This is a genomic window from Candidatus Binatia bacterium, assembly GCA_029243485.1.
Lineage (GTDB): Bacteria > Desulfobacterota > Binatia > UBA12015 > UBA12015 > VGTG01.
In genome coordinates this window covers 17,218-26,399 of sequence record JAQWRY010000069.1, presented here as the reverse complement: position 1 = coordinate 26,399, position 9,182 = coordinate 17,218, and the positions used below count along the sequence as shown (strand labels likewise).

11 protein-coding genes and 2 tRNA genes are annotated in these 9,182 nt (G+C 65.2%); 3 read left to right on the top strand and 10 right to left on the bottom strand.

Features of this window, described 5'->3' with window-relative positions; all coding sequences use genetic code 11:
* Both cofD and cofE read left to right on the top strand, forming a co-directional pair.
* On the top strand, nt 1-917 hold a 917-nt coding region (gene cofD, locus P8R42_19575; GenBank protein MDG2306802.1), incomplete at its 5' end, for a 2-phospho-L-lactate transferase.
* Nucleotides 918-921: 4 nt separating this feature from the next.
* Complete coding sequence (cofE, locus tag P8R42_19570; protein MDG2306801.1) at nt 922-1,683, top strand: coenzyme F420-0:L-glutamate ligase; 762 nt, start codon at nt 922-924, stop codon at nt 1,681-1,683.
* A gap of 11 nt (nt 1,684-1,694) precedes the next feature.
* On the opposite strand, the gene P8R42_19565 is transcribed toward cofE, so the two are convergent.
* The 5 genes from P8R42_19565 to P8R42_19545 all read right to left on the bottom strand — a co-directional run bounded on the left by P8R42_19565 (nt 1,695) and on the right by P8R42_19545 (nt 4,936).
* Nucleotides 1,695-2,912 (bottom strand): Coenzyme F420 hydrogenase/dehydrogenase, beta subunit C-terminal domain, encoded by a 1,218-nt coding sequence (locus P8R42_19565; protein ID MDG2306800.1) that lies wholly within the window; start codon nt 2,910-2,912, stop codon nt 1,695-1,697.
* A gap of 6 nt (nt 2,913-2,918) precedes the next feature.
* The gene (locus P8R42_19560; protein MDG2306799.1) at nt 2,919-3,437 is read right to left on the bottom strand and encodes an adenine phosphoribosyltransferase; all 519 of its coding nucleotides are present in this window, start codon (nt 3,435-3,437) and stop codon (nt 2,919-2,921) included.
* Between the two features lie 2 nt (nt 3,438-3,439).
* Nucleotides 3,440-3,940, bottom strand: a complete 501-nt coding sequence (locus tag P8R42_19555) for a M23 family metallopeptidase (GenBank protein ID MDG2306798.1) — start codon at nt 3,938-3,940, stop codon at nt 3,440-3,442.
* A gap of 128 nt (nt 3,941-4,068) precedes the next feature.
* Nucleotides 4,069-4,710 (bottom strand): protein-L-isoaspartate(D-aspartate) O-methyltransferase, encoded by a 642-nt coding sequence (locus P8R42_19550; GenBank protein MDG2306797.1) that lies wholly within the window; start codon nt 4,708-4,710, stop codon nt 4,069-4,071.
* 152 nt (nt 4,711-4,862) lie between these two features.
* Nucleotides 4,863-4,936: transfer RNA gene (locus P8R42_19545), tRNA-Pro, on the bottom strand.
* A gap of 412 nt (nt 4,937-5,348) precedes the next feature.
* Here P8R42_19545 and P8R42_19540 point away from each other — a divergent pair.
* Nucleotides 5,349-5,873: a hypothetical protein gene (locus tag P8R42_19540; GenBank protein ID MDG2306796.1), complete on the top strand. Its 525-nt coding sequence runs from the start codon at nt 5,349-5,351 to the stop codon at nt 5,871-5,873.
* Nucleotides 5,874-6,057: 184 nt separating this feature from the next.
* Here P8R42_19540 and P8R42_19535 read toward each other — a convergent pair whose 3' ends face one another.
* From P8R42_19535 to P8R42_19515, 5 genes are all read right to left on the bottom strand, one after another.
* Nucleotides 6,058-6,372 (bottom strand): integration host factor subunit alpha, encoded by a 315-nt coding sequence (locus P8R42_19535; protein MDG2306795.1) that lies wholly within the window; start codon nt 6,370-6,372, stop codon nt 6,058-6,060.
* Between the two features lie 92 nt (nt 6,373-6,464).
* Entirely contained in the window at nt 6,465-6,824 is a 360-nt protein-coding gene (gene rplT / locus P8R42_19530) for a 50S ribosomal protein L20 (GenBank protein MDG2306794.1), read from the bottom strand.
* A gap of 34 nt (nt 6,825-6,858) precedes the next feature.
* Nucleotides 6,859-7,056 carry a 50S ribosomal protein L35 gene (gene rpmI / locus P8R42_19525; protein ID MDG2306793.1) on the bottom strand — a complete coding sequence of 66 codons (198 nt, stop codon included), beginning with the start codon at nt 7,054-7,056 and terminating at the stop codon, nt 6,859-6,861.
* Nucleotides 7,057-7,083: 27 nt separating this feature from the next.
* The gene (gene thrS / locus P8R42_19520) at nt 7,084-9,030 is read right to left on the bottom strand and encodes a threonine--tRNA ligase (protein MDG2306792.1); all 1,947 of its coding nucleotides are present in this window, start codon (nt 9,028-9,030) and stop codon (nt 7,084-7,086) included.
* A 16-nt stretch (nt 9,031-9,046) separates the two neighbouring features.
* Nucleotides 9,047-9,118, bottom strand: a tRNA-Val gene (locus P8R42_19515).
* Nucleotides 9,119-9,182 lie beyond the last annotated feature (64 nt).

The following is a 9,182-nucleotide window of genomic DNA, read 5'->3' as shown; positions in this document are numbered from 1 at the left end:
CCGCTCGGCTCCTGCGCGGACTAGCCGCGCTCGTGCGGCCGAGTGATCTGACCGTCATCGTAAACACGGCGGACGACGACGTGTTTCACGGACTTCACGTCTCGCCCGACGTCGACACGATCCTCTACACGCTCGGCGGCCTGGCCGACCCCGGCCGCGGCTGGGGGATTCAAGGCGACACCTTCCACGCCGTGGACGCGCTCGAACGCTACGGCAGCGACACCTGGTTCCGGCTCGGCGATCGCGACCTCGCGACGCACTTGTTCCGCACCGAAGCGCTGCGGTCGGGCCAGCCGCTTTCCGAAGTCACAGCGTCCCAGTCCCGTTCCCTCGGCGTCAAAGTCACGGTACTCCCGATGAGCGACGGCGACGTCCGGACGACGATCGACACCGCGCAGGGGCGACTCTCCTTCCAGGAGTACCTGGTACGCGAGCGCGCCCGCCCCACAGTTCGGTCGATCCGCTACGAGGGTATTCGAAGCGCGACCCCCGCGCCCGGCGTCCTCGCCTCGATCGAGCAGGCCGACATGCTCGTCATCGCTCCGAGCAACCCATTCGTCAGCATCGGCCCCATCCTGGGGCTTGCGGGTGTTCGTGCGGCCCTTCGTCGCGCCACCGCACCGGTCGTCGCAGTATCTCCGCTGATCGCCGGTCGCCCAGTGAAGGGCCCGGCCGACCGGATGATGCGCTCGCTCGGGATGAAACCGAGCCCATTGCCGCTGGCCGAGTTGTACAAAGACCTCCTGAACGGCCTCATCATCGACACGGCGGACCGATCGTTCGTGCCGGCCCTCGAAGAACGCGGGCTTCGTGTCGCCACGACAAACACCCTCATGAAGACCCAGGCGCGCTCCACCGCCGTCGCACGCGAGGTCCTCGCACTCGCCGACTCGGTTCGCGCGGGCCTTGCGAGCTGAAGACATGTCGATCCACCTCCTCCCTTTGCCAGGCATCCCGGCCATCCAGCCCGACGACGATCTCGCGGCGATCCTCGCCACGGCCATCAACGACTCGCGCATGGGCGTGAAGCCCGGTGACATCCTTGTGCTCTGCCAGAAGATCGTCTCGAAGGCGGAAGGCCGCGTCGTCCCGCTGGAGACCGTAACGCCGTCGGCCTTCGCGTCGGCATGGGCCGAGGAGCACGAGAAGGACGCGCGGCTCGTCGAGCTCGTACTGCGCGAGACCAAGCGGATCGTACGGATGGAGCGCGGCAACCTGATCGTCGAGACCGGCCCGGGCTGGGTTTGCGCCAACGCCGGCATCGATCAATCGAACGCGATCGAAGAAGGAACCGTCACCCTGCTCCCCGTCGACGCGGACGCGTCCGCCGAACGCCTACGGAATGCGTTGCGCGGCCACCTCGGCGTCAACCTCGGCATCGTCATCACGGACACCTTCGGACGGCCGTGGCGCGAGGGACAGGTCGAGTTCGCCATCGGTGTCGCCGGCTTCGCACCGATCGAGGATCTACGCGGCGACGACGACCTCTACGGCCGCGAACTCGGCGTGACCCTCATCGCGACCGCCGACCACGTCGCCTCGGCCGCCGGTCTGCTCATGGGCAAGGCCGACGGGATGCCCGCGGTCCTCGTTCGAGGCCTCACCACCCGCGAGCCTGCGCAAGGCGAGCGCACCGGTGGCCGGGCGCTGATTCGTCCTGCCGAGAACGACCTCTTCCGCTAGGAACGCGGTACTCAGCCAACACGGTCGGTCGGACGCGCGAAGTCCGGGCGGACCCATGCCGGCTCGCGCGCCGGAGGGACGGGCACGCGATCGTGCTGGCGCTGGGCCAAGCGGAGTAGAATCTTCATCGAGTTCTCGAACTCGTCCATCGACTTCGTCTCGAGCCGCCCATCGGCGACCATCTCGTCGAACAGCTCCTCGCCCTTGCTGGTGCGGAGGATGACGATCGTCCACTCCATCATGCCGACGCCCCCGCAGGAGATGTCGGCGACCTCTCCGGTGAAGTCGCCGCAGTGGTGACATTCCGGTCGCGCGTATTCCTGTGCGCGCTTGAGCGGCATGTCGACCATCTCGCCGTCCTTCTTGTAGATCAGGACTTTGCCTTTTACGTTGAACTTCTCGACCTGATCGAGCGGGATCCCCATGTCGTTCTGGATCTTGTCGACCATGAGGCCTTCGTAGGTGAATACCTCGGTGCACAGGAGCCCCACGGTCAGCACGACTCGATCGCCGAAGCCCTTCAGGAACTTCGTCTGACGCTCGAGGTGCTTCTCCTTCTTCTTGCCGTTCTCGAGAACCTTCGGGTCCGCCTGCTGCATCTTGCGCACGGGCGTCACCTGGCAGGGGACGCCTACGAACGCGACCCGGTCGGCCCCCTTCTCTTCGGCCTGCTCGAGAGCGAGGTTGTTCGGGCAGTAGGTGTACCAGGACCCGGCCGTCTCCAGTGCCTCTTCCCGCGACGTCACGAGCTTCGGGATTGGGTGGGCCGGCTTCTCGGGGTCGCGCGCGGAAACCGCGGCACCGTTGATGATGTCCTTCTCGAACCCGTAGGCGAGCATCGTGGTGACGACGCCGCCGTCCTGGCAGGTCTCGAGGACCTTCGCGTCCGTCGATCGCGCAGCGACGATCCGCCGATACTTGCCAAAGATGCCGTCGTACAGCGGGGGCTCCGGCTCACTCGCGAACACCTGCTCGGCCAGTTGGAACTCACGGGGATAGAGTCGCGGGCAGACCTGCGCGCACACGTCACATCCGATGCCCTCACTGATGCCGCAGAAGTCGTCCGCGGCCGATGCCTTGGCCACCTGCTTCGGCTTCCCGTCAACGTAGTCGATGACGTTGTGCGGGCACACGAGGACGCAGGACCCGCACTCACAGCAGCTGCCGTAGGCAACCACTTCGTTCATCATCTGCTTGAAGGTCGACTTGATCGGGTCGGAATTGCTCATTGCCGCTTAGTCGTAGCGGATCACGGAGTGCACGGGAACCGGAGAGACCTTGCCGCGACCCGGCAGGAACCCGAGTTCGATCAGGAAGGACGCGCCCACCAGGTCCCCACCCAGCTGATCCACCAACTTAACGGCGGCCGCCGCAGTCCCGCCCGTCGCCAGGAGATCGTCGACGAGAACCACGCGTCCACCCTTAGGGATGGCATCGGTGTGGATCTCGAGCGTGTCCGTGCCGTACTCGAGTTCGTACGTCATCTGCTTGGTCTCGGAAGGAAGCTTGCCCGGCTTGCGGACCAAAGAGAGACCGACGCCGAGCGCGATCGCGACCGGCGCTCCGAAGATGAACCCACGCGACTCGATGCCGAGTACGGTATCGACCTTCCCGCGGAACGGCTCGGCCATGGCCGCGACGGCCTCCGGCAGTCCTTTGCTGTCGTTCAGAAGCGGGGTGATGTCCTTGAACACGATGCCAGGCTTGGGGAAATCCGGAACGTCACGGATGAGCCCCTTCAGGTACTCCGACAATTTCAACCTCCGATTTGCAGGGGCCGCTTGCCGGCAATGACGGCCGGGGTGCGGCGTGGCAGATACTGCAGCGGGTTGAGCGCCACGTTCTCGCGCCGGATCTCGAAATGGAGATTCGGCCCCGTGGCTCGCCCGGTGCGTCCCACCGATGCAATCACACTGCCCCGGCGCACGCGAGCCCCCGTTCGGACAAACATCTCCCGGTTGTGGGCGTAAACCGAGCTTAGGCCATAGGCGTGACCGACGATCACCACCTGCCCATAGCCGCGCAGCACCCCGCTGAAGAGCACGACGCCGGGCGCCGCCGAGAACACCGGCGTGCCCTCCGACGCGGCGATGTCGATGCCGTCGTGGTTGGCCTTGCCACGTGGCCCAAACAACGAGCTGATACGGCCCTCCGCCGGCCATTTGAAATGGCCGTCCGGAACCGGCTCGCCGGTCCAGCTGCCCCGAACGCGTTTGCTGCTGCATCCGGCCGCCAGCACCACGAGGAGCAACGCCAAGATCCGGATCCAGCGACCACGCTCTGTCCCCCTCTCCCGTTCCACCACCGCCTGCCCCCTGGGGACGTCGCCGCAGACCGCTTCGGCCGGCAGCTCTACCGCCGGCTCGCCGGCGAACGCCCCTCGTCCTACTGTGCGAAGCCGAACCTGCCGAGGAGCTTCACGAATCGGCAGTCGGCGATGACCTCTTCCTGGATCCCGGATGCGTCGACACGCAGCCGGACGAGCGACTGATTCTCCCCGTCTCCGACCGGAGCGACGAGCCGGCCCCCTCGGCGCAGCTGCGACAGAAGTGGCCGGGGGAGCTCGGGGCCCCCGGCGGTCACCACGATCGCGTCGAAGGGGGCCTCGGCCTTCCAGCCGATGGTCCCGTCCCCGATCTGGAGGGCGACGTTGTACAGGCCCTGCTGATCCAAAAGCTTGCGCGTACGCATGGCTAGGGGCGCCAGGCGCTCCACGGTGAAAACGTTCGCGCACAGCGCCGCCAGGACCGCCGTCTGGTACCCGGAGCCGGTTCCGACCTCGAGGACCCGCTCCGTGCCCTCGAGTTCCAGGGCCTCGGTCATGAGTCCCACCGTGTAGGGGAGCGAGATCGTCTGGCCGTAGCCGATGGGCAACGAGCATTCGTCGTAGGCCCGGTGGCGCAGAGCTTCCTCGACGAACTCGTGCCGAGGCACCCGCCCCATCGCGTGCAGAACACGCGGATCCTGCACGCCGCGCGCCAGCAGCTGATCCTCGACCATCCGGTGGCGCGCGCGGTCGAACATCACCGCCACATCCCCTCCCCTTGAATCCGCCCCCGGGCTACCAGACCCCGAGCCCTGCTGGCAAGCGAATCGACCCCAATTTTGCGGGAGAATTCGGCGGGACCGCCGGCCCGCCGCCTCTCGCGAGGTTGGGGCCGGCGGCGACCGGTGCGAAATCGGGACGGCCAGATTTGAACTGGCGACCCCCTCCACCCCAAGGAGGTGCGCTACCAGGCTGCGCTACGCCCCGACGCGGGAAGGATCTACTGACTTTGCCTGTCCGGAGCAAGTGGGCCCTGGCGAAGACCGCGCCCGCTGGCGCAAGTGCTTGGCCGATCTGGCCCGGAAGCCGCGCGGCTGCACAGTCTTGCAAAGATGCGCGGTTTCAATGGGGTCACCAATAGGAGAACTGCTGTGAATCATTACGTTTTCAATACGTCGTGGGGGCACATCCCTTGCTGTTCCAGTGAGTGCAACGCCCAGTCGGGCAACCGCGCCACCCCAAAACAGCAAAACAGAAAAACGGAGGACTTCATAACTAATGCTCGCCCTTACCGATCCAATCGCGACTCTCTGCAGCGCCGTGGTCCTGGGTTTTTCCTTTGGCCTCCTTCTTCTCGGAAATCGACGTCGTCTGTAGCTCCCACGAGGACCGGATACTTATGAAGTCATCGTTCAGCAGCTCTCTCGCCCACGATACGGCCATGGATTACGCAGCCGAGGCCCAAATCATCCCGGAGCCCCAGCTCCGGCCCGCCGTCCTGGCGCCCAGCAAGCCGAAGTCGAAGCGCTCCTCCGCCAAGGAAGTCAGCGCTTTCGGCCCCGACGTGATTCTGCCCGAGCAGTTCTACGACAAGGGCGCAGGCATAGAAGAAGTCTCCGGAGAGCGAGCCCTGATGCTCGCCGTCCTGGAGGACGGAATCCGCTGCTTTCAGGAGCACCTCACGAGTCCGCGGGTCCGCCCCCGCCTTCTCGCCCATCAGTCCGAGAAATGGATCCGCTCCGGTGACTGGGACTGGCCGTTCTCGTTCAACAACATCTGCGAATCACTAGCCCTCAACCCGGATTCGTTGCGCGAGCGCCTGCTCGCCCCCCGGCCCGAAAGTGAAGTGCGCGCCCGCCCTCGTCCTTCCAGCCACCGCGTGTACCGCCTCACGCCCCGCGTGAAGCCCCCCCGTCGCCGCTGAGGATTCCGGGTCTCGCTCCACGAGCGAGGCCCCAGCGTGCCTCACGGGCGACTGGGCGCCACACCGCCGTCTCGGGTGCCCATCAGCGAGCTCCAGGGCATCCCATGCATCTGGTGGACGATCGTCCCCGACAGAGTCCTACCCGGCAGCCCCGCCCGGCCCACGACTCAGTCGGCCAGATGCGTCAGGAGTCGGACGATTCCGGCGAGGCCGGGTCGACGAAGCCGTGATTGATGGTGCCCTTCAGCACCTGACTCGCCTTGAAGGACAGCACCCGGCGGCCGGAGATGATGATCTCCTCACCGGTCTGTGGGTTGCGGCCCTTGCGGGGACGCTTGTCGTGGACGACGAAGTTACCGAAGCCGGACACCTTCACCTTGTCGCCGCCCTCGAGCTCGATCTTGATCACTTCGAAGACCAGGTCGACCACGTCCGATGCGTCCTTCTTGGACACACGGGCGCGCTCGAAGATCCGTTCAACGATGTCGGCCTTGGTCATCTTGCCCCCCTGTCACGCCCGGATGCCTCTCCGGAAGGACCGACACCGCTGCCAAGGGAACAGCGGTGCTGCGATGGCTGGAAATGGCAGGCTCAGGCGGCCAACGCCGCCTTGGCCTTGTCTGCGATCTGCCCAAAGGCATTCGAATCCCGCATAGCGAGATCCGCGAGAACCTTGCGATCCATCTCGATCCCTGCCCGCTTCAGCCCGTCGATGAACCGGCTGTAGGACAGGCCATGAGCGCGTACGGCCGCGTTGATCCGGATGATCCAGAGCGAGCGGAACTCGCGCTTGCGAACCCGACGGTCGCGATAAGCGTACGTCAGCCCCTTTTCGACCGTCTCGCGGGCCTGTCGGTACAGCTTACGCCGCCCTCCGACATTGCCCTTCGCGAGCTTCATGATCTTTTTGCGGCGATTGCGCGCCTTTGTTCCTCGCTTGACCCTCGGCATGGACCTTCCTCGTAGCTCTCTTCTTAGCCTCTATCTAGAGGTACGGCATGAGACGCCGGAGCCCCGGCGCGTCTGCCTTATCCACCAACAACGTGCCCCGCAGACGCCGCTTCTGCTTCGTGGTTTTCGCGGACATCTGGTGACGAGAGAACGCCTTGGCGCGCTTCAACTTGCCCTTACCGGTCGAGCGGAATCGCTTTGCGGCGGAACGGTTGGTTCTGATCTTAGGCATGGTGTCTCCTTGAAACCTTCGGTCTGCTCAGGCGTCCGCTACTGCGTTCGCGCCGTCGCGGCTCTTTCCCGGTACAGCGACGGCCGCCGAGACCTCGTCGAGGAACGCGTCGACCGACTGAGGCTCGCGCCCCTTGTGGTCATCGCCTCGCCACCGGGGCGCCACGGCTCCGGTCTCGACCTCTGTGTCTCCCACGACTGCAAGCACTGGAATCTTCTGTAGTTCTGCCTCCCGGATCTTGAATCCGAGCTTCTCGTAGCGATCGTCGATCTCGGCCCTGACGCCCCGATCCTGTAGGCGACGCACCACCGCGAGAGCATGTTCCTCCGCGCGATCGGTTACGTTTAGCACCCGAACCTGAACCGGCGCCAGCCACAGGGGAAAGTCCCCCGCCGTGTGCTCCAGCAGGATCGCCAGGAAGCGCTCCAGGGAGCCCAGAACCGCCCGGTGGAGCATCGTGGGGCGCCCCTCCTTGCCGTCGGGCTTGATGTAGCTGACCCCGAAACGGTCGGGCATCGCGCAGTCGATCTGGATGGTGGCGAGGGTCCAGGAGCGCTTCAACACGTCCCGGAAGTTGAAGGCGATCTTCGGCCCGTAAAACGCGCCGTCCCCCGCAGCGACCGTGTACTCGAATCCGGCCTTCGTGAGGCCGTCCATCAGAGCGCGCTCGGCCTCGTCCCACAAAGCCTCGTCGCCGAGGAACTTGTCGGGGCGTGTCTCGACCGCGACCTCGATGTCCTCGAACCCGAAGGCGCCGTATACTTCACTCGTCATCTCGAGGAACGCCGCGAATTCGTCGTCGAGCTGTTCGGGCGTGCAGAAGATGTGTGCATCGTCCTGCGAGAACCCGCGCACGCGCGTGAGTCCCGAGAGAACGCCGGAGCGCTCGAGTCGGTACAGCCGCGAGAAGTCTGCCATGCGGATCGGGAGATCGCGGTACGACTTCTTGCCCTGACCGAACAGGTATACGTGGCCGGGACAGTTCATCGGCTTCACGCCGTACTCGTCGCCGTCGGCTTCGAGCAGGAACATGTCGTCCTTGTAGAGGTCGTAATGGCCGGACGTGCGGAACAGGTCCGTCTTGTAGAGCTGAGGGGTCATCACCTCGGAGTAGCCGTAGCGCCGGTACAGGCCGCGCATGTACTCGACGAGCGTGTTGTAGAGTGTCGTCCCCTTGGGGTGGAAGAACGGCATCCCCGGCGCGATGGGATGGAGTGAGAACAAGTCGAGCGCCGGACCGACCTTCCTATGGTCGCGCTTCTTCGCTTCCTCCAGGCGCTCGAGGTGCGCCCTCAATTCTTTCTTGTCGGCGAAAGCGGTGCCGTAGATGCGCTGGAGCATCTCGTTCTTCTCGTCGCCCCGCCAGTACGCTCCGGCCACGTGCGTAAGCTTGAAGGCCGCGAGCCTCTTCGTGTTCGGGACGTGCGGCCCGCGACAGAGATCGGTGAACTCGCCCTGCGTGTACAGAGTGAGCGTCTCGTCGTCGGGGAGATCTCGGATGATCTCGGCCTTGTAAGCCTCGCCCATTCCCTCAAATCGCCCTATGGTCTCGTTGCGATCGGCGACGTCGCGCGAGACGACGTGCTTCTCCTTCGAGATCTTCTTCATCTCGGCCTCGATCGCTTCGAGGTCTTCAGGAGTGAACGGACGCTCGAAGGCGAAGTCGTAGAAGAAGCCGTCTTCGATCACCGGACCGATCGTGACCTGCGCGCTCGGAAATAGACGCTTGACGGCTTGGGCCAGGAGGTGTGCCGTAGAGTGACGAAGGATCTCCAAGCCGTCCGCGCTCTTCGGCGACACCGGCTCGAGTTTGCCGCCCTTCTCGAGCGGGCGGGACAGGTCGACCAGCTCGCCGTCTAGACGAGCGCCGACCGCGTCGCCGCGCCCACCGGCGCGGTCCAGGATGGCCCCCGCTGTCTCCCCAGATTGGGCAGCGGTCGGTTGGCCTTTGATGTCGATCGAGATGTCGGACATTGGTGTACCGGTACGATAGGCACGGGCGGGATTGAACCGCCGACCCCCTCCGTGTCAGGGAGGTGCTCTCCCACTGAGCTACGTGCCTGCGAGTGCAGTAAAATCAAGCGGTTGGGGTACCAATGGGACCCTGCGGTGTCAACGTGGATTCC

What these genes read in the sequence shown, in the direction of transcription:
- cofE (MDG2306801.1), top strand. Translation starts at nt 922, where the DNA reads ATGTCGATCCACCTCCTCCCTTTGCCAGGCATCCCGGCCATCCAGCCC.
- P8R42_19565 (MDG2306800.1), bottom strand. Translation starts at nt 2,912, where the DNA reads ATGAGCAATTCCGACCCGATCAAGTCGACCTTCAAGCAGATGATGAAC.
- P8R42_19540 (MDG2306796.1), top strand. Translation starts at nt 5,349, where the DNA reads ATGAAGTCATCGTTCAGCAGCTCTCTCGCCCACGATACGGCCATGGAT.
- P8R42_19535 (MDG2306795.1), bottom strand. Translation starts at nt 6,372, where the DNA reads ATGACCAAGGCCGACATCGTTGAACGGATCTTCGAGCGCGCCCGTGTG.
- rplT (MDG2306794.1), bottom strand. Translation starts at nt 6,824, where the DNA reads ATGCCGAGGGTCAAGCGAGGAACAAAGGCGCGCAATCGCCGCAAAAAG.
- rpmI (MDG2306793.1), bottom strand. Translation starts at nt 7,056, where the DNA reads ATGCCTAAGATCAGAACCAACCGTTCCGCCGCAAAGCGATTCCGCTCG.
- thrS (MDG2306792.1), bottom strand. Translation starts at nt 9,030, where the DNA reads ATGTCCGACATCTCGATCGACATCAAAGGCCAACCGACCGCTGCCCAA.